Below are 25703 nucleotides of genomic sequence, written 5' to 3' on the forward strand. Positions count from 1 at the left end.
GCGCATCTGATCGATGGTGCGCAAGATGCAGGAGCGGGTGGATGCTATACGGCCGGATGGCGGAGCAGCGCAGGATCGATGAGCTGCTCGCCGACGCCGTAGCGGGGCAGCCGGGTGCTCTGGTCGTGCGAGGTGAAGCGGGCATCGGTAAGTCCGCGCTGCTGGAATACGCCGAGTCGGCGGATGCTCGACTGCTCCGCGTCACCGGGATCGAGTCCGAAACGGAATTGCCCTATGCCGCACTGCATGTGCTGTTGAGTCCGGTATTGGAGACGGTTACGCAGTTGCCGCGACAGCAATCCGATGCGCTGCTGGCAGCATTGGGGTTCGGTTCGGCGACACCGGCGGACCGCTTCCTGATCGGCCTGGCCACCCTGAGCCTGCTCACCGAACTTTCGATGGACGGACCACTGCTGTGTCTGATCGATGACGCGCACTGGCTCGATCAGGAATCGGCTGACGCGCTGCTGTTCGCAGTGCGCCGACTGCACAGCGAACCGGTGACGCTGATCTTCGCTGCCCGCGACGGGGAACGCCCCTTTCCCGCACCCGGTGTGCCCGAGCTGATTTTGACGGGACTGGATCACGCGGCCGCGGAACAGCTCGTCGATGCCACCCTCGCACCATCCGCGCGCGATCACGTTATCGCCGAGTCCGGTGGCAATCCGCTTGCCCTGCTGGAGATTCCACGCACGCTGACGCCCGCGCAGCGTGCTGGAGACAGCACCCCGCTCGCGTATTCACTCGGCGGGTCCGAGCCGCCGTCGAGCCGGGTGCTGACCGGATTCCGCGAACGGATCCGGGCGTTGCCCGCGGCTTCCCGATGCTGTCTGCTGGTCGCCGCGTTGGATGACAGCGGACTCATCGAGCCGGTGACCCGCGCGCTGTCGGCGCTCGGTGCGACACTGACGGATTTCGCGCCTGCCGAACAGGTCGGGCTGGTTCGGGTTACCGCGTCGGGAATCGAATTCCACCACCCACTCATCCGCACCGCGGCACGGCTGGCGTGCGATGTCGCCGAGCGGGTCGCTGCGCATCGGGCGTTGGCCGGTGCGGTGGACGACGATCGCAGAGCCTGGCATCTGGCCGCGGTGACCGCATTGCCGGACGAGGCGGTGGCGGCGCAATTGGAGCAGGCCGCGGTGCGCGCGCGGCGGCGCGGTGGGCAGATCGCGGTGAGTACCGGTTATGCCCGTGCCGCCGAATTATCGCCAGCCACCGTGGACAAGGCACGGCGCTGGACGATCGCGGCCGCCGCCGCATATGAGGCCGGGCTGCCGCAGCGAGCAGCCGAATTGGCCCAGCGGGCAACTGATTTGGCAGAGCCGACCTCTTACCTGGCGCAGAGTGCACATACTTCGACCGCGCGGGGACCCGAGTTGACGCAGCCCGTACCCGAGTTGACCGAGCGCGTGCCCGAGCTGAGCGAGCGTGCATCCGAGTTCGCGCCTGGGGTGGCCCAGGGTGCGCCCGAGTTGGCCGAGGTTCCACCTGAGTTGGCCTGGCGTGCGCCCGAGGTGACCGAGTTCCCGCCTGGGGTGGCCCAGGGTGCGCCCGAGTTGGCCGAGGTCCCGCCTGAGTTGGCCTGGCGTGCACCCGAATCGACCCAGTTCCCCGCTGAGTTGGCCCAGTGTCCGCCCGAGGTAGCCGAGCGTGCGAACCCCGGCTCGATCGAGCGCACAACCGAATCGGCGCAGCGTGAGGGCTCCGGGGCGCCGCTCATCGAGCCGGCGATCGTCGCGGAACTCGCCAGGGTGCGCGCCGGTCTCGCCTTCGAGGCGGGGCATCCGCTCGAGGCCACGCGCCTGCTGCACGACGGTGTGCTCGCACTGGCCGCCACACAGGATCACCAGGCCTGGGCGATGCTCGGCTGGGCCGCGATCTACACGTGGTCCAGCCGACCGCATCCGGACCAACTCGTATTGGCCCGCCGCACAGAAGAACTCGCCGCCCGGGTGTGCGGGCCGCAGCACGCGATCCACGCGCTCGCCCGCGATATCCGCCTGCTGCTCGAGGGCGATCGGCTGGCGGTCAATATTGCCCCGCACGACCTCGGTGATGTCGCGGATCTACCGATCGACCTGCACGTCGTCGCCGCCTATCTGGGCTTCGCACGCGGCGATGTGGATGGTATGTACCGGGACGCGACGCGGCTGGTCGACGCCTGCCGCCGCGCAGGGCGGATCGGACGGATGCCACAGGCCATGATGATGCTCGCGATCGCCGAACTCGCGACCGGGCGACATCGCGCCGCCAGGGCCACCGCGGCCGAGGGACGGCGGCTCGCCGAGGACATCGGTCAGCACTATTGGAAGTACTACCTGGCCGGGATCGCCGCCTGGTTGACGGGAGCGGCGGGTGCCGAGCAGGAATGCGCGGCACTCGCGGCGGAAGCGATCGAAGAGGGCGGGATGTGGATGACCGGCTTGGCCTGGGCCACCTACGCCCTTGCCGCACTCGATTCCGGTTACGGCCGGTATGCGCAGGTGCTGGACCGGCTCGACAAGGCGGCAGCGGGTCCGGGCAGGCACGCATTCGTCTGGCGCTACGCCTATCCGGACTATGTCGAGGCCGCCGTCCGCACCGGCGATCCCCAGCGCGCGCAGCAGGCGCTGACTCGGTTCGCCAACTGGGCCAAGGCAATCGGCCAGCCGTGGGCGCTGGCGGTCCTGCATCGCTGTCACGCCCTGCTGACCGATGGCGATGCGGCCGATCTCTACGAGCGCGCACTGCGATTGCACGCGCGCGGCGATCAGCCCTTCGAACAGGCCAGGACCGAGCTGATGTACGGCGAATGGCTGCGCCGTCACAACCGGCGTGTCGAGGCGCGGACACATTTGCAGGCGGCCATGGCGACCTTCGATCTGCTCGGCGCCGTCCCGTGGTCGGAGCGTGCGGCGGCGGAATTGCGGGCGACCGGGATATCGATATCGGATCAGAGCCGCGAATCCGATCCGCTGGCTTCGCTTACTCCGCAGGAACTCCAGGTGGTTCGACTGGCCGCGACCGGAGCAACCAACCGGGAGATCGGCACTCAACTTTTCCTCAGCGCGCGGACCGTCGGCTACCACCTGTACAAGGCGTTCCCCAAGTTGGGTGTGGCTTCGCGCGCCGAGCTCGCCAGGTACGCCATGACTTAAGCGCACGTGCGAATCACCCTGGCTACTACAGTCATTCGACGGACGCGGCCACGAGGTGTCCGACCGTAGCGTCACCGACATGAACATTCCCACCCAGACCGATGTGCTCGTCGTCGGCGCCGGACCGGTCGGCATGGCGCTGACCGCGTCCCTCGCGGATAAGGGCGTTTCCGCCGTCCTCATCGACAAACAGGCCGCGGGCGACAACACCTCCCGCGCCGCCGTCGTACACGCCCGCACGCTCGAGGTGCTCACCGAGTTGGACGTCACCGAGAAAATGATCGCGCGCGGAATAGTCGTGCCGCAGGCCACCGTTCGCGAACGCGACCGGGTGCTGCTGCATGTCGGCTTCGACGATCTGCCCACCGACTACCCCTATACGCTGCTGATTCCGCAGGACAGCACCGAGCAGATCCTGTTGGAGCGACTGGAGGCCACCGGCACCCGGGTCACGCGGCCGTGTGAGCTGACGTCGTTGGCCCAGGATCCGGACGGTGTCACCGCGACGACAGCCGCGGGCGAGGCGATCCGGGCACGCTATGTGGTCGGCGCCGACGGGATGCACAGTCTGGTCCGCGAGCAGGCCGGTATCGCTTTCGAAGGGGACACCTACGCACAGTCCTTCGTCCTCGCCGATGCGGTGCTGGGCGGTGATGTGCCGGATGCGGAGATCCGGCTGTACTTCTCTCCGGAAGGCGTCACGGTCATCGCACCGCTGCCGGGCGGACGGCATCGCATCGTGGCCACCGTGGACGATGCCCCGCCGCAGCCCGACCACTTCCACGTGCAACATCTGCTGAGTACCCGTGGCCCGCAGCGGAATCCGGCCACCGTCGAGAAAATCGTCTGGAGCTCCCGTTTCCGTGTGCACCACCGCTTGGCCGAGCACTACCGCGCCGGGCGGATCTTCCTCGCCGGTGACGCCGCGCATGTGCACAGTCCGGCCGGGGGACAGGGCATGAACACCGGACTGCAGGACGGGCTGAATTTGGCCGCCAAGCTCGCCGCGGTCATACGTGACGGTGCCGACGACAGTGTCCTGGATACCTATGAGGCCGAACGACGGCCGGTCGCGGAGAGCGTCGTCGCATTCACGGACAAGATGACGCGCGTCGCGACCGTCGGCAGCGCACCCCTGCGCGGTCTGCGCAATACGGTGCTGCGTGCGCTGGATTGGGTCCCCGCAGTGCACCAGAAGATGGCCATGAACCTCTCCGAACTCGGCATTGATCCGCAGCGCGGCCAAACTTAAGCCGATGTAAATCTGCGATTCGCCGGTTGGCGGGGGCGTGGTGACAGCGTCGAGAATTCCGTTGTCGGAGAAGTGGACCGCAAGGTTTGTACGCGACACCTGATCCTGCGTCGGCGATCAAGCATCCATCGGAGTAAGCCAGTGCGGCCTCACATCAGCATCGATATACAGCTCACCGAGGACGATCTCGCGGCCACGCTGCGCGCCGATATCCTGCGGGGACTGACCGGCAGCCGCGAATGGCTGCTTCGCCGATCCGCCGATGTGCTCGTGGCGGCGGAGGCCGGGGAACTGATCGAACGCGGCTCTCGCGGACGATGAGCGATCTCGCCGCACCGAACCTGGTCGCGCCCGCACCACCGCGCCTGCGTTCGGTCACCGGACGCTGGGTTGTCGCGGCGTCGGTGCTCGGCTCGGCGGTCGTGGTGCTCGACGCGTCGGTCGTCAATATCGCGGTGCCGCGGATCGGTTCGAGTCTCGGCGACAATGTGGCCGATCTGCAGTGGGTAGTCGGTGGCTACACCTTGGCCCTGGCATCGCTGATCCTGGTAGGTGGGGCGCTGGGGGATCGGCTGGGGCGACGCCCGGTATTCATCTGGGGCAGTGTCGGTTTCGCGCTCGCATCCCTGTTGTGCTGTGTCGCGTCCTCGATGGAAATGCTCGTTGCGGGGAGGGTGCTGCAAGGGATCGCGGGTGCGCTGATCACGCCGGGCAGCCTGGCATTGATCTCGGCGACAATCGATCGTCGGGACCATGGTGCCGCAATTGGCATGTGGGCTGGGCTGATCGGCGTTATCGAGGCGGTCGGACCCATTGCCGGTGGCTGGTTGACCGAGTTGGCCGGGTGGCGCACGGTATTTCTCGTCAACGTGCCTTTCGCCGTGGCGGTCGCCGTCGTATCGGTGCGCTACCTTCCGGAATCGCGGGATGCGGATGCGCGGCCGCTCGATCTGCCGGGTGCGGCGACCGCCGTGGCCGGGCTGGGTGCGCTGACCTATGGGTTCATCGGCGGGCGAGGGTGGATGTCGCTGCTCGGCGTGGCACTGCTCGGGCTATTCGCGTGGGTCCAGCTGCGCGGTGATCATCCGCTGCTGCCGCCCGCACTGTTCACCTCGCGTGTGTTCACCGCGGCCAATCTGGTGACAGCTGCGGTATATGCGGGTCTCGGCGGCGTGTACTTCCTGCTGCCACTGGAATTGCAAGTGGTCGCAGGGTATTCGCCGCTGGCGGCGGGCTCGGCGACGGTGCCGATTACCGGGATCATGCTGGTGTCGTCCGCGTCGGCCGGTCGGTGGGCGCAGCGGCGCGGCGCACGGATCCCGATGATCCTCGGGCCTGCGCTCGCGGCGTGTGGCGCGGTTCTGCTGACCGGGATCGGCTCGCGCGCAACCTATCTCAGTGCGGTGTTCCCGGGGACCGTCATGCTCGGTATCGGATTGGCGGCGTTCGTGGCTCCGCTGACAGGTGCGGTGTTCGCCGCGGTTTCCGCAAGGGATTCCGGGATCGCCTCCGGGGTGAACAATGCTGTCGCCCGCACTGCTCAGTTGCTCGCCGTCGCCGCGCTGCCGGGGCTTGTCGGCATTTCGGGGGCGAGAATCACCGATGCCGTCGCGTTCGGCAGTGGCTTCCGCATTGCCCTGTTGATCTGTGGCGCACTGCTTCTCACCGGCGCGCTACTTGCCGCGGCCCTGATGCCGCGATCGTCGGATGCGCCAATGGGGTGACCGGTCAGGCGGTGCGCCCTGCCAGGGCACCCACCGCCATCGACTCCTCGATATCGACCGAATTCGCCACGGCGGCACTCGGATTCCACCGGTAGCCGTAGCTGTGGATGGTGGTGATCAGTCCAGGACGGTTCAGCTTCGTGCGCAGCGCATTGACGTGCACGTACAGCGCATGCGATACCGCGACGAACGCATCGCCCCAGATGCGGTCGAGCAGCTGCTCACGGCTGACCGCCGTACCCGGCTGCTCGACAAGCGCGCGCAGCACCGCGAATTCGACCCGGGTCAGCTGCACCCCTCGACCGCCGACCTCAACCGTCCCGGCCTCCAGATCCACCCGGACATCGCCCGCGACGACCATCGTTGTCGGGGTGGGGACGGCGGGCACCGGAAGCCGTCGGGTGATCGCGTAAAGCCGGGCCGCCAACTCGGCTACCCGCGGCGGCTTCACCAGGTAGTCGTCGGCACCACTGCGCAATGCCCGCACCACCGAGCGCTCATCGGTATCCGCGGTGAGCACGACCACCGGCACCGAGCTGACCTCGCGCAGCTTGCGCAGCGCCGTCAGCCCGGACATATCCGGCAGGTCGAGGTCCAGGATGACCGCGTGATAGCGATGGTGGGTAACCAGCAGGTCCGAGCCTCTACGTTTGCGATCGGCGTGGTGCCCACGCAGGCGCAGCTTGTGCACCAGCGCCTCGCCCGCATCATCGTTATCGTCGACCACGATCAACCGCATACCCGATTCCTCTGCGCTCGAATGCTGTGCCCGCCCGGCTTTTCGCCGGGACCGGGCTACTGCAATTCGAAATTTAGGGCAGTGGCGCAGTGAGATCATCCGCCATCTCGGGCAGAAATATCCGCATTATTCGTAGGTCTGGGCCGACACAACACTGTGGAAAGCCCCTGTTCAACTTCCGTTGGGCCGCGAGATGTCACCACAGGCATCGAACATCGTCCGAGGCCGGAAACCGGATCATCCCGCGGCACGACCACAACGGTAAGGCGTTGCCACGATTGGGAATCGTGCTCGGCTAGTCGGCCGAAACCTCACTGCGGTCGCCGCTCCACAGCGTGTGGTACTTGCCCGGCGCATCGATGCGCTCGTAGGTGTGGGCGCCGAAGAAGTCGCGCTGGCCCTGGGTGAGGGCTGCGGGCAGGCGTTCGGCGCGCAAAGCGTCGTAGTACGAGAGCGAGGATGCGAACGCGGGTACCGGGATGCCGAGCAGGGTGGCGGTGGCGACCACACGGCGCCAGCTGTCGATGGCCGTTTCGATCGCCTCGCGGAAGTACGGGGCGAGGATCAGGCTCGGCAGTTCCGGGTTCTGGTCGTAGGCCTCTTTGATCCGGTTCAGGAAGCGGGCTCGGATGATGCAGCCGCCGCGCCAGATGGTGGCCATATCGCCGGGACGCAGGTTCCAGTTGTATTCGGCACTGCCCGCGGCGATCTGATCGAAGCCCTGCGCGTAGGCGACGATCTTCGACGCGTAGAGCGCCTGGCGGATGTCTTCGGTGAATTGCGCCACGTCGGTGGGCTTTTCGCCGAGTTTGCCCGCGGCGAGACCGACCGCGGCCTTGCGCTGCGCCCGCGAGCCCGACAGCGCTCGCGCGAAGACCGCCTCGGCGATGCCGGTGACCGGGATGCCCAGATCGAGTGCGGACTTCACGGTCCAGCGGCCGGTGCCCTTCTGCTCGGCCGCGTCGACGATGACGTCCACCAGCGGCTGACCGGTCTTGGCGTCGACCTGCTCGAGCACCTCGGCGGTGATCTCGACGAGGTAGCTCTCGAGTTCGCCGGAGTTCCACTGCGTGAACACATCGGCGATCTGCTTGGCGTCGAAGCCGAGCGCGTCGCGGAACAGGTGGTATGCCTCGCCGATGAGCTGCATATCAGCGTATTCGATGCCGTTGTGCACCATCTTGACGAAGTGCCCGGAGCCGTCGGGTCCGATATGCGTGCAGCACGGTGTGCCGTCCACCTGCGCGGCAATGGATTCCAGCAGCGGACCGAGGGATTCGTAGGATTCCTTGGGGCCGCCCGGCATGATCGCCGGACCGTTGAGCGCGCCCTCCTCACCACCGGAGATGCCCGCGCCGACGAAGTTCAAGCCGCGCGCCTTCATGGCGGCCTCGCGGCGGATGGTGTCGGTGTAGAGCGCGTTGCCGCCATCGATGATGATGTCGCCCGGCTCCATCGCGTCGGCGAGTTCGGCGATGACGGCATCGGTCGGGTCGCCCGCCTTGACCATGATCAGCACCCGGCGCGGCTTCTCCAGGGCCGCGACGAACTCCTCGATCGTCTCGGTGCGCACGAAGTTGCCGTCGCCGCCGTGTTCGGCAAGCAGCGCGTCGGTCTTGGCGATGCTGCGGTTGTGCAGTGCCACCGTGTAGCCGTGCTTGGCGAAGTTACGGGCGATATTGCTACCCATGACCGCCAGGCCGGTAACCCCGATCTGTGCGGATGCTGTTGCGGACGCCATATATCAGCCCTCTCCATTCGGCCTTGTTCCCTTCGGTTCGAAGCCTAGCCCTAGTCCCGTCCGGCCCTTCGCTCGTGTTCGGCAGCACCTGCCGGTGTCGGCGGAGTTTGTCAGTACCGGCGTCCGGCGTCTCCCGGACCGAACCCGGTGAGCACCATGGGGTTCGCTCCGCCGTGCACCGGGGTGATCGCCTGGTCCACCCAGATTTCGCGAGCACGTTGCGGGCTGATGCCGAGGGCAGCCGCAATCGTGTCGGCACCAGGGGGCATCGCGCCCCGCGCCGGGACGGGTGCTCGATCATCTGCCGGGCCGTCGGCGACGGCAGCCGCCGATGCGTCGGGATCCGGAAAAACGCTGAGGGCCACGCGCTGGGTCCAGCTGCCGATCCGCCCGAGGATGTGGCCGACACCGGCGAGCACATCGGTTCCGGTGCCCCACACCAGTTCGCGCAGTTTTCCGGGGAGAATGCCGAGCAAGTACCGGTCGACGACCTGCATCATGTACTCCTCGGCTCGTCGACTGCCGATCATCGACCAGAGCCGCGCCGCCAGATACCGCGAGCGCAGGTACTCGTCCGAATCGGGGTCGAGCGCGCGGCAGCCGGGGAAATGCAGTGCCGACCACAGGTCGTCCTTCGGGTGCGCATCCCAGAACGCGAACTCGTCGGGGGTGAGCACCCTGCGCATCCGCTCGCGGTCGCCGTCGAGCATCGGCCTGCCCGAGTAGTACTGCATCCGGCCGCGCGCGATCGCCAGCAGCTGGGGGAGCTCGTCCAACGAGGTGTCGCGCACGAACTGCTGCCCCCGGCTGATGCGGTCGGCGGTATCGCGGTTGCTCGGCTTTTCCTGCTCGTCCTCCGGCATGGTCCGGAACTTGTAGACGATAGTTGTTTTATCGCCCTGTACCCGCTTGACCTGTTTGAAGAACAGCGAGCCCGGGCTGGTTCGGGGAAGATGCAGCAGTTGCTCGACCTTCAATCCCGTTGCGACGAGCAGGGTCAGGGTGACATAGACCGGAAATCGCTCGAGGATGCGTCCCAACTCGAGGTAGTCCTTCTCGGTGAGCTCCACTTCTCGTAGCTTCTCGACTTCGTCCGAGAACAACGCGTCGAACCATGCGCCCCGATTGCTGACCCACTCGTCGCCGGAGGGCTCCCCGGGCTCGGGTAATGGCAGGTCGCGGATGTATTCGAAGGCCTTCGGATCGATCTCGAGCAGTTGCCGCTTCAGGTCGGCTATGGTTTCGAGCTCCTCGGCGGTGAATGTCCGCGGACTCTCGGGTACCTCCGGGGTGGGTGGCATGTCGTTCGCGGCGGCGCTGGCGGCGGCTGGTGGACCGGTGATCGGGCCCCGGCGGGGGAATGATCGGGCGGCGTCGGGGATGGGCTCGTCGCGCGCGGTCAGCTTGTTGTCGCCGGATTTCAGATAGGCGACGAAGGCTTCCTCGATGTGCGTGAAGGACTGCGTCCACTTGTCCTGTGTTCGGATACGGGGCGTCGACGGCTCGTCGGAGTCCGGGTCCTCGACGTTGGTGTCGAATACGACGACCTCGCCGTCGACTTCGGTGACCAGATAGCTGTGCATCTCGGTGCCGTCATCGACGAGGACTACCGCGCTGTCGGTTCCGTTGTGCCTGTTGCGGACGGCCTCGACGATGGACGCGAGTGGATCGCCGCCGGTCGGGGTGGTCGGCGGGTACACCGGGGTGAGCTGTGCGGTGACGGCCTCCTCGAGGGCTTCCCAGTCGTTTTCGCCGGGCACGGGTTGGACTCCGTTGTCGACGCCGAGCGCCCAGGCCGCGCGGGAAACCCGGGTGATGCAATCCCCGAAGGGGTGACCCACTCGGTGCAACCGCGTCAGTGTTCGGTCCAGTGCGGTCGTGCCGGGCGTTGCGGGCGCGAGCCGGGTGGACGCCAGGTCCGTTATTTCGTCGCCGCGGTCCTGCGCCGCATCGTCGAGTAGCGCCGTGAGTTCGCTGTGCAATTGCCGCAGTTCGTGATGGGCTGTCCCCGGCGCCTGCCCGAGTGCCAGCCGCGTATCGACCACCGACAGGACATCGGTGATTCGGCTCAGCAGATCGAGTCCGGTGGCGCGATCGTCGGCGTGGGTCAGGTGGTGCCTCGTGACGGTGATCAGATCTGCCAGATAGGCGTGCGCCGCCGCGGCGAAGTCGCGGTCGGTACCGGCTCGGCCTTGGGTGAATGAATCCGCGTGGCCGGGCAGTGCCCGCTGGGCCGCGGATACGGGTTCCGGGATCGCTTCCGCAGTACCCGCGGGCGTGGCTTCGTTTCGGCGCCAACGGAATCCGAGCAGCCCACGGCCTCGGTTGACCAGTCTGCGGGTGGCAGCTCCGGCCGCGGCGGCGCCGATGATGGCCACCGGAATCCAGCCGGCCGGGGTGATGCCCTGGGACGACAGCACGGCGCCGCCGAGTAGGCCGCCCATGGCCGGGCCCGCCCCGAGGACCATACTCTTCGCGCTGGTAGCCCGGCCATAGAGACTCGGCGGCAGGACTGCCTGCTCGTAGGCCGCGACCCGGGCATTCATACTGACACCGAGCGCCGCGACGCCGAATGCGCCCGCCGCTATCGCGATGGGGTCGGTGCTGACCGCCTGCAGCGTGGCGACACCGGCGAAACCGGCTAGTTGCGCCGGATACACGACATCAGCGCGCACCTTCTCGATAAACCGGTTCGGCAGTAGTCCGCCCACGACGCTACCTACGCCCGCGGCGGCCAACACCGCTCCGGCGGCGAGACCCGGCGCTGACGCAGCGTCGAGCACGGCGGCGGTCCGAAGGTTGAGGGCCGCGAAACTGGCATTGGTGAGCATCGTGAGACCGGAATATTCGCGGAGGAACGGTTCCTGCCATACCGTCCGCATCCCCTCGCCCATGCGGCGCAGTGAATCTCCGAAGCTGTGTGAGTCCGCCGCGGCATGGAGTGGAAGGGAGTCGCGCATCCGAAACAGCGTTGCCAGGTTCCACCCGTAGGTCGCGCCGTTGGTGATGAACGGCAACGACTTCGCCGCGTCCAGCAGGATGGGGCCGAGCGCACGTCCACCGGTAGTCGCTATGCCGACTTCGATTTCGGAGAGCCGGTTCGCTCGTGGCCGCTGTGCGGAGGTGACCAGGTCCAGGACCGCCGACCGCAGACTGCGCCGGTAGAAGACGGCCGCGGTGCCCTCGACCAAGGTTGCGGTGGCAAGCGCGGTGCCGAGATCCGACGCTCCGACCAGGACCATCGCACCGGCGGCCGCGGTACTCGTGAGACCGACGGCCTGCGCGAGGAGCATGGTCCGCCGCCGATCGTGGAAATCGGCGATATAACCGGCGGGGAGTTCGAAGAGGACTTGTGGCAGGAACAGCGCGAACGAGGTCACACCGGCCGCCATCGGTGAGCCGGTCAGATCCAGTGTCAGCAGCGGGAGCGCCGACCGTTGCACGTTGTCACCCACGCCGGTGAGTGCGTTGGAGATGTACAGCCGCCGGTACGGCTTGTTCGTGCTGAGGAGTTGTCGTAGCGAAACCGGTTCTTCGGCAGGCGGATTCGGCTTTCTGCCGGTCGGCTCGAAGGCATGCGCGTCGTCGCCGAGATTCGGGTCGGCCGCGAATACCACCCCGGTGCGGTGTCGCTCGCGCAATGCCTCCAGTGGATCGCGATCGATGCCGGTCAGGTCCGGACGCTTGCCCTTGGGAAGGTCGAAAGCCGCTGCCACGTCAGGTACGGCACCGGCACGCGCGGGGGCGCGTACGGGTTCGCCTGCTCCGCGCCGCCGCCACGGCGACGATGTGGCCGGGGGTGCCGCCGGGCCGAGCACAAGCTGGCTTCCGTTGTCCGTCAGCCGGTTCGGCTCGGCCGCACCTTCGGGTTCATCGTCACCCATGACGACGGCGAGCGCCGTCTCGTTCGCTTGCCACCAGCGCAGATCACGCAGTCGGCCGGTCGCATCCGCGGCGGGCCGGTGCTGCGCACGTTCGGCCGAGTCGGCTTTACCCGCACAGACCAGGGCGATATTACGCAGCGATACTGTGGGCTGCCCCGGTTCGAGGTAGGCCAGGTAGCCACCGTGGATCCGCTTGACACTGCGGACGGTCGACGGCATCGCGGCCGCGAGCCGGATCGCCCCCCAGGGGCCGACCGGGCTACTGCCATGGGTGAAGCCGAAGTATCGGTCGGTCGGCTCCGGGGTTGCGCCCCCGGCTTTCGTCACCGGATCGCGGTCGTCGGCCACCGCGAATACGTTGTCGGCGCCGATGCCGAATTCGTCCGCGTGAGCCATCGGCCCGGCACCAGGGGATCCGGTCAGTACCACCTGATCGAGATGGGCGGCCAAGCGTCCCCCGATGCCCGCGTAGCACAGCGTGGTCGACCCATAGCTGTGTGCGACAACGGTTCTCAGTCGCGGCCGTGCCGCACCACCGGGCAGGTTCGCCCAGGCGGCGCGTGTCGCGTCATAGGCGGCGATGTCGGCGGCGACCACATGGCCGCCCTGCTCGGCGAGTTCCGATGACCTGATCTCCTCGATCGTGTTCGGATGATGGAAACCGATATCGATGATGGTCGCCGTCGGGACGCCCGGGTTGTGCCGGGCCGACTCGACATACTGCGCGATACCGGCCTGCGCCCGCTTCGGCAATTTCAGCAACGTGTTGCCCACTCCGCCGAGGTGCCGAGTCACGATCGCCGCCTCGTCCGCATCGTCGATCGACACGATGATCCGGCCGTCGCCGTCGTAGGCGGTCGCGTCGAATGCGATCAATTGCACTGGGGGCGAACCGAACTCGCGCACATCCTGCTCCAATGCGGCCAAATGCTGGAGGGTTCTGACCAGATTGGTCAGATGGACCTTCTGCTCAGGCGAGAGTGCGAGGCCGGGCCGTCCGAGACCGAGCAGTGTCCTCGCCTCGGCAAGGAGTCCCGTCTGATCGGCGTCGTCCCTACGTTTCAGGAAGCCCTTGATGTCGTCGATGATCGATCGACGGTTCGCCTCGTCCCGGACCGAGTACGGAACACCGTCGGCATTGCCGATCTGATGCGGATGCAACAGGATCAGGGCAGCCTGCTGCGGAAGGGTGAGGGAATTCCACCACCGCGCCACCGCGTGGGCGCGGGCGGCCGACGCCTGCACCACATCGTCGGGGTCCACCGGTGTCGTCAAGGACAACAGCGTCGCGTCCGGACCCAGATAATTCCGCAGCAGGGCGATGGCGCCAGCGGCCAACTGTCTCAACTGGACTGGGCTCAGCCCGAGCCGGTCCACCAGCGCCTGGACACGGTCCGGCGGCACGGGTTCGGTTTCGATCGCGTCCGTCTCGATGGCCGGGTTCGTGGCCGGAGTCGCGCGTGCGTGCCGGAATCGCTTGTCGGCATTGCGTTTCAACGCCGACCACGGGGTGCCGCCATCATTGGTCGAGCGGACGTGCCTATCGCCCCCGGGTGGCCGGTGCGCGTGACTCCTTCTGTCCTTTCCGTACGCGTGCAGCACGTCGAGCGTGTCCGACCGATCGCCCCGCGGCGGCTCGCTGAATTCTCCCGGCCTGCCGCCGACGATATCGAGTGCCTGATCGGGCCCCGGATTATCTGTCAGCTCTGGCCCTTCGGTCGAAACAGACTTCTGCCACGGAGTCGCCGGGGGTTGATCGGCGCCCGGGACAGTCGCACTCGTCGACGGCTGGGCGTAGTAGGTGGATCTGAGCATCGCGTAGCGCGCCGCCGACCCTGCCACCGGTGCGAAATCCCCTGGGGGAACGAAATTGAGAATTGCCGTTCGGATTGCGTCCCGGCCGATTTCGGCGAGGGCCGCACGCTCCTGTGTGGTGACATTCCAGCCGCTCGCCAGCTCATCGGCGACTTCCGTGAACTCCCGGAAGATCTGATCCTGGATTTGCGATTCCTCGATACTGCCGGGGCTGGCGTCGATCAGTTTCCAGAACAGCAGTTCTTGAATCGAGTCCGCGGCCGGAGAATCCGGGTGTGTCGGGAAGCACAGCAGCACGTCGCGCAAGACGCTCGTCGGCATGCCGACCGAGTCTCGGAGCTTCCGCAGGAAGAGAATGCCAGGTCTGCTCTCCCCGTTCTCGATATTGACTATCGCGGTCACCGATCTATCGGTCAGTTCGGCAAATTGCTGCAAGGTTATTCCACGATAGATCCGGAGGGTGTGCAACCAGTGGTTTATAGACTCGCAGTCGGTCGGATCGGGAATTGATTCCCCCGCACTGTCAGTGATTATCCGCGGATATCCCCATGCCGTCGCGAGATCGTTCCACTGCCCTGCAGAGTGCAGGAAACGGCGGTGTGCCCCCACTATGAAGGCCTCGATATCGCCTTCCGGATACTCTTCTTCGCGGGCACGGATCGTATGCTTCGAGTATCCGAATCTGCGTGCTGCCTCGGCTCGAGTGAGATTATTCGATCGCCTGAGGTAGCGCAGGTACTCGCGGAAAGATTTCACTGCGGAGAAGCTCGGGTAGACGAGATTTTGTCTCGGTAGGTAGTCGAAGTTCTCCGCGACCTCGTCGAAGGTGACGGCGTAGTCGGTAGGAATTGCGTCGAGTAGATCTGCCACCGCTGCCGCGGGTGGCAACGCCGCGCCGGTTTCCCAGCGCCGGATGGTGTAGACGGCCTTTTTGATGAGCGCGGAAACGTCCGACTGGGTCAATCCTGGGATCGGTTGCCCCGTGTTCGAGGTGTTTCGGCGGAACAGAAGATATTCGCCGATGTGCTCGTATCCTTCCGGATATGCGGGCTCGCCATTCGGTGTACATAGCGCCGGAAACAGCAGTGCGGCGCGATCATATGTGCGGCGGGCGCCCGGTACACGGCGCAAAAGTGCGCGCACGGCTGGTATGTCCAGCTCGATCCGGCCTTGCTCGGCCGCTATCCAAGTCCCTTGCGGTACACCGATCAGTTCGTCCATCCGACCGGCAGTTACCCCGAGGTATCGACGCACACTCGACAACCACGCCGCAATCTCATCTGTTTCTGGCGCCGGGAACTGTCCCACCTGCTCGACGGTGTCGATATCCGGATCGATTCCGGCGCGGGTCAGCCAGCGATACACCTGTGCCATCTCGAGTTTGTGCATTTCCAGGTAGTCGGCGAGACCTTGTCTCGGCAGCCTGGAGTCGTCCGCGACTCGTGCGCGGTACCACTCGAGGAATCGTTGCTCCTCGGGTGAGGGCTGCTCGTCGTCATCCGGTTGGGTGGCGGTTCCGCTCGCAACCGTGCTCGCCGCCGCGCGCATATGGTGTGTTGGAATGCGGTCCAGGTCGAGATATCCCAGGCGCAGTGCGGTGATCACAGCTTCCGTTCGGTCGCGGACTCCGAGCTTCCAAAAGAGCCGGAGCAGAGCCGCTTTCACAGTCTCCGTGGCTTGCTGCAGCGCAGCTGCGATTCGGCTGTTCGAGTTGCCCGCGGCGACAAGGCGCAGTATCTCGATCTCGCTGGGCGAGAGCCGGTGGGATTCGTCGGTCAGCGGCAGATCGTCCAGCTGGAGATATCCCAGGCGCAGTGCCTGAATCACGGCTGCGGTTCGGTCGTTCGTGCCGAGAGCTCGGACAATTCCGCTGATCGCGCCGGCCACCTCGCCGGTAGCGACAAGTCGGAGCGCTTTCACCTCTCGGTCGGATAGTTCGCGAGTAGGAATTACGTCCGGCAGCGGTATGTTGTCCAGATCGAGAATCCCGAGGCGTAGTGCTCGAACCACTGCCTCGGTTTGGTTGCGTGCACCGAGTATCCGGAGCATGCGTCTGATGCGGGCTGCCACATTACTCGTCGATATCGCGATGGCCTGAGCGATATCCTGATATGAGGCCGCTGTAGTGAGCAGGAGCAATATTTGGTGATCGCGATCGTCCAGCTGGCTCGCGGCGGCGGAGTCGGGTTCCGGTATCTCGTGCAGCGCCAGCACCCTCAGGCGCAATGCCTGAACGACGGCCTCGGTCCGATCGTGTACGTCGCGCTTTCTGAAAAGACTCCTTCGGTGCGTGACGACGTTGTCGGTCTGCGGGAGTGCGTGCGCGATTTCGCTGTTCGTCTTACTCGCCGCGATGAGCCTGAGTATCGCGAGCTCGATTCCGGATAGTTCGAGGGCACCGACGACCCCGTTCATCATAGATATCTTGCGCACTTCCGTGGCCAGCCTGTTGACCATGACCAGTTGCAGGTAGCTGATCTCACGGCCATTCTGAACGGCTTTGCTGGATTGGTTTATGAGCGTCCGTTGCGCGTGATTGAAACCGGACCGCAGTTGGCGCAGTGTCGCCTTGTTCATATTCGCCAGCATCAGCGCGGTCTCGACGGCCATCGTGCGTTCCTGTTTTGCGAGAATCCGTCGCAGTTCGGCATCGGCGGCCTGCCCGATTCTGCGGATGATGGCCGGGCTGACTATTCGATTGCCGATGAGGTAGGTGAGCAGAATCCGGCGCCGGAGCAGCAGGAATTCAGGGTCCAGCCCGGTCGGCGACGCTTCGACGGCATCTGTGCTCGCCGACGGCGGTTCGAGCTCGCTTCGACTCGGCACACCGAGCTTGTCACGGATCCGCCGGACGTGAGTTTTGACGGTTTCCACGGGCATCTGGAGGCTGTCCGCAATTTCCGCATTGGTCTTGCCTTCGGTAATCAACGCGTAGATCGTTCGCTGGCGTTTGGACAGCGGGCGGCTGCCCGGGTGGGTGGCAGCTCGCGCGTATGCCAAGTGCACGCCGGTCCCAGGCTGCGGGCTGGTATCGGCCGGATCCGTATTGTCGGGTGAATCGTGCGACAGTCCGTTTCGGTGATCGTTGATGCTCTCCAACATTGCCGCCAGCGCCATATCCCTGTCGAAAACCTCGTCGGGGACGGGCTGGTCGAGATCCGCCTCGAGCTGGCGGGAAACCGCCTGGAGATGTGATACGAGCTGATCGCTGACGGCCTGCAACAGATCCGGTGTGTGGGCCGTGCCGACCAGACCCTGTGTTCGGGCATCGGATCGGAGTATGCGGCGCGCCGACTCGCGCTGCATCGGTGCGGCGCCGCCGTCGAAGGCGAGCAGGGTGAGCCGCGCGACTTCGGTGTCCAAGCGGTCGAACTCCCGCTCGAAGTGCGCCGCGTTTTCCGCTGCGGCTTCATGGGCTGCCGATTCGGTAGCGGCGCGGACGGTGGACATCCGGTCGCGCTCCGTACGCCACCGATCTCGTGCGATGCGCGCCCGCTCACGCTCGGCCACCAGGTTGTCGCGATCATCGAGCAACTCCGGCAGGGAGATCGGGGCGCCGGACGCACGGGTTACGCCGTAGCGGCCGAGGTGCTCATCGAGGTACTCGACGGTGCTGTCGATGAGCGATCGCACGGATTGATCGTCGGTTGCCGCGGACAGTTGCATCGAGTCCGCAGGGCTGAGTTCAGTGGACCATGCTCGGCCTTGGGTATCGACCCGCACCTGGCGATAGGCGATCCGAATCCCAGCCTGAGCCAAGGCTTCCCGCATCGGTTGCGGCAGAAATTGCTCGGGATCGGTGAACGGTGACACGACCGTGAGGACGTTGCCGTCGAGGCGGGCCCAGCGCCCGAATCGTCGTCCCGGCAATAGGTCCGAGCACTGCTGGGCTGCGGCGGCTGCGGCTTGTATGCGGCTTGTCCGCAGATACTCGGTGAGCATCTCGAGACGGGCCAGGAGTGTGCGCTGTCTGGTGGCGTCTGCCGCGGTCATCCGGTCCGGATCGACCGGCGTGGGGAACAGGCGCTGCCGGACGGCCGCGGTCCGCGCGAGCTTGCGCTGCGCGTCGGTGATCCGCGCACCCCATGCGGGCAGCGCCTGCGGCAATTCGGTCGTCGCACCGAGCTGCCATGATGATTCGAGTGCGGTCGGCACCTGCTCGTCCGCCGCCCGCGCGTCGTTGGTCGGAGTGCCCAACTGCCACAGCCGATCCTGGCGGTGTGTGATTGACCTACGCACCGGTTCCGGGAGGTCTTCGACCAGGACCCGCCCGGTCGGATCTACTCGAACCTGGCGCAATATCACTGGAATTCCCAGCCGCCGCAACATATTTCGCAACACTTCGGTCGCTGCGGACGGTTGGTCCCGCCTTTCGAACACCTCCACCCGGTTGCCATCGACTATCTGTCCGAACGGTCCCAGTGCTAGTCCGCCCCGGGCTGCGGCAACATGTCCCACCGCCAATTGCTCTGCACGGGCACGCGCGGAGGCCAACGCGGTGTCGAGATTGCCGCATTGCCGCGCGATCGCATCGATGTGACCAGATAGTGCGCGCAGCCGGCTTCGCGCCCGGTCTCCGACATCCTGGCGGGAAAGTGCCTGCTGAACCCGGGTACGCAGGTCCGCGATATCCAGGTATGCCTGCGCGGCGCCGGCGTCGGCCCAGGCGCCGAGACCGAGCATTTCGGCCGGGCTATCGGCCGCGGCCAGTGCCTGCCGTAGGTCGCGCAGGAGTTCGGCCCGCTCCCATGACATTTCGGACACCACGCGCAGCCGTTGCGCCAGCTCACCGGCGGGCGCGCAGTCCCACTCGGAGAATCCGGGCAGCGGATCTCCGCTATCCGACACATGACTGCGCGAATTGGCACCCCACCCTTCGGCCAGTTGCCGATTGACCAGGTGGACCAACTCGTCCAAGCCGAAGCTCCGTCGACCGTCCCGGCCGACGGCCATCAGGACCGGGGTCTCGATCTTCTGCGCATGCTGCTGATCCGGAAGCAGGACACCCCATCTTCGGCTGAGCTCTACCAGCACCCCATCGGGACGCATGCTCGCCTGGAACCCGGACGCCGCGGGCACCGGTCCGCGATCTTCTGCTCGCGCGGCGGCTCGGTCGTTACGCTGCTTCGCATCTCGCCATACCTGCGCTACCGGAACCCCACGCAATAGTGCCTGTAGCGCGTAGACCGGATGCGTGAAATCGTCGGGCGCGCTCTTGCCGAACGCATTGTTCGCCTCCGGGAGTGCCTCCCTCGGGTTGAAGACGGGCCGATCGCCGAGTGCGGGCTCGGCCACACCCGGATTTTCGGCATCGGAAAATATGCGGCGCCGACTGCCGGCATCGAGCTGCTTCAGTTCTCGGCTGTAATTGTTGAGCAGGTCCAGCCACTCGTCGAATCGGGTTTCGACGGGGAGGGCGCGCGCCTGCTTCAGTCCCACGAAATGCGTATACAGGAAGCCGAATGCCTTTGCTTCCAGCCAGCCGGTGTAATCGCGGCGGCGGTCGAACCGGGCATCCGGATGCAGTGTGCCCGCCGCGCGTTCCGCGGCCAGTTCCGCATACGGCGTGCCAGGGCTTTCCGTCAGATGGTGCGGGTCCCGCAAGTGGGCGACTTCATGGCGGATAAGGTCATAGGCGGGATCGCCGGTCGGTCCGTTCAACCGGGCCGCCGCGACCTCTCGTTCGAATTCGTCTCGGAAATTCTCCGGATGTCCGAAGTATGTGCTATTGAGAAAAACAATGTGCTCTGGGCCATCCAATATCTTTCCGGCCGCAGCGTATGTGCCATTTTCCAGAGGAGCGACAACGATCGCGTCTATCCGAACCGGGCCGTTTTCGGCCAACTCGTCCACGATGGCGTTTCGGATCGACATCGCTGTATCGATGGAAATCGTCGGCTGGTCCAGCCCGAGTACCTCGATTCCATAGGACAGGAACAAGTCCGCCGCGATCGCCTGTTTGATGTACTTTTCGGCTTCCGCGTCGGGATGTGATATCGGGGATTCCGGCAACGATGGCGCGGACGGGACACGCGTCGCGGTGGCGACCCCAGCAGCGGCTTTGCTCAGGGCGCTGCTGCCATTCGGCGTCGGAGGCGTTTCCGGCTGTGGATCCGCAACCAGCGTGCCCACTCCGTGGCGGGTGACCACATATCCCTCGTCGGCCAGTTGACGATAATCCTTGCCTTTGGAGGTGCCCGACGACAACCTCAGTTGCCGCGCGAGCTCCTGCGCCGTTGGCAGCAGTCGGCCACGCGAGTTCGCGTGCACCTGCCGCGTGAGCCGATCGATCTCGGCGGCCTGGCGCTCGGTGAGGTCGATCAGGTGGCGCGTCGCGTCGGCCGCGTCGGTGAGGAGCTCGCGTTGGGCGGTGGTCAGCTGGGCGAGGTTGTCGTGCCACGTTTTTCGTGCCGTTTCGAACAGCCAATCGCCGATGTCCAGGCCCGGCGGGACGGCCCAGCGGTCGCGTTCTGCGGCACGCAGCGCGGTGACGCCGATCGCGGACGCGAGCCGCTGGACCGGCTCCGGGGCTGTGCCACGAGACGGGTCCCAGCCGAGCAGGGCCGACACGCGCTGGGTGGTGCCGGGTGCGAGGCGGCGGTTCAATGTCTTGGCGGCACTGCGGCTTCCCTGCCGCGCCAAGGACAGCAGCGCGACCATATCGTCGGTGGGCCACTCGCCCATTGGGTCGGACATCGGTGATTGCTGTGGTCGGTCTGTCGAATCCGTGCTTACCGTGTCGTTCGCGCGCGTCGCTTCGGCCGTGGTTGTCTTGCCGGACACGGGAGATGTCGACTCCGGACCGCGCGCATCCAGTTCCTCGGGCGCGGTCCGTGGGTCGGTCGACGCGGGAGTTGCGTTGTGCCCGTTGGTATCCGGTTGGTTGTGTGAAACAGGTGGCTGGTGCGGGAGGCGTGCGTTCGGCCCGATGGGGTTGTCGGGATCGACAGCGGTGACCATGGCGGGGTCGCGACGGATCCCAGGGGGACTCGCGACCCAGGATTCGTCCTGGAAGGTGTCCGATGCTCGCTGCGGGGACACCGAGTTGGTGGCGATGATCGGCCGCGCGGGCATCGCGGCGCGCGCATTCGTGGCTTGTGTAGGTACGGGCGTAGTGGCCGTGCCGGTGTCGGCCTGCCCCGGGTCGGCGGCGCTTTGCCGGGTGTGTGCGGCAGATCTGCCGCTCGGCGTTTCCGGGGCGGTTGCGTTCGTGGTCGCAGTGGCGGACCGGTTTGCGGCAGGTGCGCCGGATCGTGGTTCGGAGGCGGTGTCGATCGAGGTGGAGACAGTGGATTGGTTGGTCGCGGTGGTCGGTGGCTGCTGGTTGTGCAGGATGGTGCCGAGCTCGTCGAGCTGCTGTTGTCGGGCGGCGACGGGGTCGAATGCCCGCGTTGTGAAAGGCAGTGCGGGGATGGGTTGGGGTGGGCGCTGTGCCTGCCCGGGGGTGTGCGAGGTCCGGGGAGTGTCGGCGGCCGGTGGTCCGTTGGGGAGGTGGGCGGTGGCAGGATCGGAGGTCGTCGGACGTCGGATGCCGGATGTCTGCAGCTTCGAAACCATTCCGCGGATATCGCTTTCGGCGGCAGCGAGTCTGTGCTGCGCCGTCTGGAGGTTGTTGGTGGCGGCGGCGAGTTCGGCCTTGGTTTCGGCGGTGGGCGCGGCCTGGTGTTCCGCGAATGCGAGTTGATATTCGGCCACCGCGGTCTCATGTCGGGCGACGGCGCCGGTGTAGCGGATGACGGTGATCCGGGCTTCGAGACTGCCCGCATAGAGGGCGTCGTCGGGCGAGCTGAAGTATTGGGCGCTGCCGTTTCCGCCGCTGCGGGCGGTGCGGTTTTCGGCCTGGACATCCACGTCGCGGGATTCGGCCGATCGGCTGGAAATCAGGACGTGCAGACCGCCGAGCGCGTCGACGTCCGCGGCGACCGGGATGTCGACGCCGCGCCCGCCCTGCCGGTTGATGACCAGCACTTTGCCCTGTTTTCCGGCTTCGTCGAAGATCTGTTGCAGCTCGGTCTCGGCGTGCACGCCGCGCGCGAGGAACCACTTCGCGTCCACCGCAACATGTTCGACGCCTCGGCTGTGCAGCAGCGCCGACAATTCGGCGACTTCGCTGTTGCGGTTGCAGATCGCCAGTTGGGGACGACCGCTGGACTGCCGCTCGGCGATGCTTTCGGCCATCGCCCGCAGCTTCGTGGCCTGGTCGGGGGCGACGTGGTCGTCGGCGACTGTCAATTGTGACTCTTTGAAGCGAGGGATTTCGACCACCTGGTCGACACCATGGTTCTGTCGCAGCTCTTCGGCCACGCCCTTGGCGGTGCCGGATGCGCCGTTCAGTTTGTCGCAGTTCTCCTGAGAGAACAGCTCCCGCGCGGTGATGGAGGTGGAACCGGCCGGATCATCGCGGATCTGGATGCCGTGTTCGGCCTCGATGGCTTGCGCCAAACCGCCGTTCCAGCGGCTTTCGGTGGATGTTTCGGCATCGAACATCACCTTGTGGGAGGTCTGGTCGATGATATAGATCTTGTGCGATTCGGGGTTGCGGATCGGTTCTCTGTCCGCGGTGGTCACGACGCTTCCGTCACTGTCGGTGCGGAATTCGGGACCCAGTTCGGGGTGATGCCAGACGACGTAATGGTCATTTTCGACGTACTCCCATTTCGCGGTGGCCGCCATGGTCAATCGATGCGCCTCGGCGTCGGTGAGTTCACGACCGAGAACCTGTTCGATCTTGGCGCGGCCCGCTTCGGTCAATGCCGTGCCGCCGCCGATCTGGCCCTGGTAGCGCCCGAAATCGGCTTCCGTGAGCAGCTTGGCGTGCAGTGCGTCGGCGAGGAAGTTACCGGCATCGGCGACCTGCGCGACGACCTCCGGGCCCGCCGGGCTGCCGGAACCTTCGGACAGGATGAAGGTGGTGTTGGCGTGCACCAGTGCCTCGTCGATCTCGTCGACGGATTTATATCTGCCAGGCACGACGTTGCCGCGCAGTTCGCCGAAGCCCGCGTCGTTCATGGTGCCGATGTAGATGGTGGCCTTCCCGTCGGCCGGTTGTGGATACGGGTTGTCGGGGTCCATTCGAACGATGTCGAACCCGTACTTGCCCAGAATGTTCTGATACTGATCGAAGGCGTGATTGGCCAGCGTGTCACGGGTCGTGATCACCTGCGCCGGGCCACCACTAGCCGAGTCCACTGCCGCTACGGCCAGGAATACCAGCGTTTTGCCTTCACCGGCATCCATATTCACCACGCCGTCACGCATGGCCAGCATCGCCATCACCTGGGTCCACCGCAGCGTCTTCCCCTCTTCGCGGCAGATCACCTCGACCACTGCGAGCGCGGCTTGGCGCTCGTCTCCGTGGCGCAGCATCCATTCCAGGCCCTCCGCCGATACGGTGCTCCAGTTCGTGGCCGCGTGCTCGTCGAGGATGGCGTCGGCTTCCGCGTGGTATCGCGCCGCGAGTTCGGCTGGATCGGGTTCGACAGCGGTCGCCGAGTCATCGTGTGTGCGAGCGGGTTCGGCTTCCGTCGTGGTCGGTGAACCGTCCGCGTCGTCGGTGGCGGGCACGTGCCGAGGCTCTGGTTCGTGTGACGGCTGCGCGGTATCGGCGTCCTTCGGTGGGGCCGACTTGTCCGTGGGAGCGGGATGTTCACGTGCGGGGGTGCCGTCTGTCGTCTGGCTGTGTCCAGGTCGCGGTGCGTTGGCATCCGTCGCTGCCGAATTGTCACGTTGGTGTCCGGGCCGCTCGGCCGCGGGGTGCGTGCGCGGGGCACCCGACGTGTTGTCGGCGGGATATGTTGTTGTAGGGCCGGTTTCGGAGCTGGGAGGTGGCTCGGCGGTGCCTTGATCCGAATCCGGCATCCGGGCACGGCTGGCACCGTTGTTGTCGCCGCCGGAGTGTCCGCGACCTGGGCGAGCGGCCTCGGGCCTGGGCGCTGCGGCGGGTGATTCTGCCGGATCCGCGGGATGTGGGCGCGCCACGGACGATTCGCTGTCCGCGGGGTGCTTCGCGGTTGCGAAGTCGAGGTGTTCCGCGAGCGCGCTGCGCAGCGGGGTTGGTTGCGGTGGTGTCGATTCCGGTGCCGTCGCGGTGTGGACCCTACCCGCCGGATCGGTGGTGCTGACGGCGCGGGCGGGGAATTTGACCGCCTTCGGTGAATTGGCATTGTCGGGCAAGGCATTTCGCAGGCCAGCGAGCTGATGATCGACCCGGTTGTGTTTCTCGGGGTGGTAAGGCTCCGGGGCTGGTTTGTCCACCTTCGTGCTCGGTTGACGCAGCCGCGTGAGGAGTTCGTCGATCTGCTGCTGACGGTGTACGGGGGAGGGGTTGTTCGGGTCGAAGTCCCGGGTCACGATGCCGTGCGCCGCGAGCGCGTCCGCGAGGTCGCGCAGCGAGCGGGTGGGCGGCGCAACAGACTCCGGTGTGCTGGCTGCGGATATTGGGGTGGCGCTGCGTATTTCGGTGGCGCCGTGGGCGGCGGCGCCGAGGAAGCCGCCGGTGATGGCGGGGATGAGGGTTTCGGTGATGGCTTTGGTGGTGAGGGGTTCGCCGGAAAGGGCTAGGGAGGCGAGTGCGCCCATGATGCCGCCGACGAGACCACCGGCAGTACCGGTGAGGGAGGTCCCGGTGAGCTGGAACGCGACACGAGCCGCGGTACTGGTGGCCTTTTCGGCGTGGGCGATGGTGTTGGGGATGATCCAGCGGCCACCGATCCACATACCCGCGGCGGCGCCGGCGGCGCCACCGACACCACCGGCCGCCGCGGCGATGCCGACCGATTTCCAGTCCATCGATGTGCGGTGGTCGGCGGCGATCTGTCCGGCTTGGACGGCGGCGTTGATGCCGCCGACTTGCAGGGTGCCCCAGAACATGGCTTTGCCGGCGAGGACGAGTACGCCGCGTTGGGTGGCGTATTTGGAGGCTTGTCCGGTGAGGAAGATCAGGAGTTTGCGTTTGGCGATCTGGCAGGCGGTTTGGGTGGCTTGGCGGTCGATGTAGGCTTCGATTGCGGCGCCCGCGGGGGAGAACATGAGTGCGGCGCGCGCCAACTGCCAGGCCAGGATGGTGGCGAAGCCGATGACGGTCCATTTTTGGAGTTCGATGCTATTGGCGCCCTCGTAGAGTTGTTCGGCGAGAGTGTCGTTGTAGTCGGCTTGGCTGCGGAATTTGGTGGCGAGTTCGCGGTGGGCTTGGGTGAGTGCGGTCCCGAAGTGGCCTCGGGCGTCGTTGTCGGTGTTGACGGCGAGGGTGTCGTGGTGGTCGGCGTAGCCGCGGCATTGTTCGGCTTTGTCGGACCAGTAGTCGGCGGTGCGTCGGGCCGCGGTTTCATCGCCACGCGGGAAATGCCCGGCGACACAGTCGATCACCGGTTTGGGTAACCCTGGTGGAAGGGTCAGCGTCATCTACGGTC

7 protein-coding genes are annotated in these 25703 nt (G+C 66.2%); 4 read left to right on the plus strand and 3 right to left on the minus strand.

Annotated elements, in window-relative coordinates:
* Nucleotides 1-41 precede the first annotated feature (41 nt).
* The 4 genes from ACQPZ2_RS13735 (at nt 42) to ACQPZ2_RS13750 (ending at nt 6116) form a co-directional block, all read left to right on the plus strand.
* Nucleotides 42-3140 carry an AAA family ATPase gene (locus ACQPZ2_RS13735; protein WP_433525876.1) on the plus strand — a complete coding sequence of 1033 codons (3099 nt, stop codon included), beginning with the start codon at nt 42-44 and terminating at the stop codon, nt 3138-3140.
* Nucleotides 3141-3219: 79 nt separating this feature from the next.
* Complete coding sequence (locus ACQPZ2_RS13740) at nt 3220-4392, plus strand: FAD-dependent monooxygenase (protein ID WP_433525877.1); 1173 nt, start codon at nt 3220-3222, stop codon at nt 4390-4392.
* A 141-nt stretch (nt 4393-4533) separates the two neighbouring features.
* Nucleotides 4534-4713 (plus strand): hypothetical protein, encoded by a 180-nt coding sequence (locus tag ACQPZ2_RS13745; protein WP_433525878.1) that lies wholly within the window; start codon nt 4534-4536, stop codon nt 4711-4713.
* On the plus strand, nt 4710-6116 hold the full coding sequence (locus ACQPZ2_RS13750) for a DHA2 family efflux MFS transporter permease subunit (protein WP_433525879.1): 1407 nt from the start codon (nt 4710-4712) through the stop codon (nt 6114-6116). Before ACQPZ2_RS13745 ends, ACQPZ2_RS13750 begins: the two co-directional genes overlap by 4 nt.
* A gap of 4 nt (nt 6117-6120) precedes the next feature.
* On the opposite strand, the gene ACQPZ2_RS13755 is transcribed toward ACQPZ2_RS13750, so the two are convergent.
* The 3 genes from ACQPZ2_RS13755 to ACQPZ2_RS13765 all read right to left on the minus strand — a co-directional run bounded on the left by ACQPZ2_RS13755 (nt 6121) and on the right by ACQPZ2_RS13765 (nt 25695).
* Complete coding sequence (locus tag ACQPZ2_RS13755) at nt 6121-6855, minus strand: response regulator transcription factor (RefSeq protein ID WP_433525880.1); 735 nt, start codon at nt 6853-6855, stop codon at nt 6121-6123.
* 295 nt (nt 6856-7150) lie between these two features.
* On the minus strand, nt 7151-8596 hold the full coding sequence (gene gndA / locus ACQPZ2_RS13760; RefSeq protein WP_433525881.1) for an NADP-dependent phosphogluconate dehydrogenase: 1446 nt from the start codon (nt 8594-8596) through the stop codon (nt 7151-7153).
* Nucleotides 8597-8706: 110 nt separating this feature from the next.
* Nucleotides 8707-25695 (minus strand): MFS transporter, encoded by a 16989-nt coding sequence (locus ACQPZ2_RS13765; RefSeq protein WP_433525882.1) that lies wholly within the window; start codon nt 25693-25695, stop codon nt 8707-8709.
* Nucleotides 25696-25703 lie beyond the last annotated feature (8 nt).

Source organism: Nocardia pseudovaccinii (assembly GCF_050942345.1).
Taxonomy (GTDB): domain Bacteria; phylum Actinomycetota; class Actinomycetes; order Mycobacteriales; family Mycobacteriaceae; genus Nocardia; species Nocardia pseudovaccinii.

Excerpts from the sequence above, each read along its gene's own strand:
- ACQPZ2_RS13735 (WP_433525876.1), top strand. The coding sequence starts at position 42 with ATGCTATACGGCCGGATGGCGGAGCAGCGCAGGATCGATGAGCTGCTC.
- ACQPZ2_RS13740 (WP_433525877.1), top strand. The coding sequence starts at position 3,220 with ATGAACATTCCCACCCAGACCGATGTGCTCGTCGTCGGCGCCGGACCG.
- ACQPZ2_RS13750 (WP_433525879.1), top strand. The coding sequence starts at position 4,710 with ATGAGCGATCTCGCCGCACCGAACCTGGTCGCGCCCGCACCACCGCGC.
- ACQPZ2_RS13755 (WP_433525880.1), bottom strand. The coding sequence starts at position 6,855 with ATGCGGTTGATCGTGGTCGACGATAACGATGATGCGGGCGAGGCGCTG.
- gndA (WP_433525881.1), bottom strand. The coding sequence starts at position 8,596 with ATGGCGTCCGCAACAGCATCCGCACAGATCGGGGTTACCGGCCTGGCG.
- ACQPZ2_RS13765 (WP_433525882.1), bottom strand. The coding sequence starts at position 25,695 with ATGACGCTGACCCTTCCACCAGGGTTACCCAAACCGGTGATCGACTGT.